Below are 436 nucleotides of genomic sequence, written 5' to 3'. Positions count from 1 at the left end.
CGTGGTGTCGGGTCCCTTCAGCAGCACGACGGCGCCGCAACGCTCGGCGGCGGCGCGCACGCGCTCCAGCTTGGAGCGGCCCGGATTCTTGTTGCTGAGGTCGGAGAACAAGCGCGGAAACTCGCCTTCGTGCGGGGTCAGCACCACCGCATTGTCACCTGAGGACTTGATCGATTCGAACAGCCGCTCGGGGGTTGCGGCAAAGCTCGTCAGCGCATCGGCATCGAGCACCAGACGACGTTGGGCGCTGAGCGCGGTGTGAACGAGATCGCAGGTGCGCTCACTGACGCCCGCGCCGGGACCGATGATGCAGGTGCCGTAGCGCTTGTCGCCGAGCAACTCGCCGAACTCGACGACGGTGTCGACGGGACGCACCATGACAGCCGTGAGCGCGGCCGCGTTGATCGCGAGCGCATCGCGCGGGCTCGCCAGCGTC

1 protein-coding gene is annotated in these 436 nt (G+C 67.9%); it reads right to left on the bottom strand.

What is annotated here, in order from left to right; translation table 11 throughout:
* Positions 1-436, bottom strand: a 436-nt coding sequence (locus MOV74_RS40345) for an ADP/ATP-dependent (S)-NAD(P)H-hydrate dehydratase (RefSeq protein WP_246933128.1), incomplete at both ends; no start/stop codon positions are given.

It is taken from the genome of Bradyrhizobium sp. SHOUNA76 (assembly GCF_023006445.1).
GTDB lineage: Bacteria > Pseudomonadota > Alphaproteobacteria > Rhizobiales > Xanthobacteraceae > Bradyrhizobium.
The sequence above is the reverse complement of the archived record's forward strand: the minus strand, read 5'-3'. Positions and strand labels throughout refer to the sequence as shown.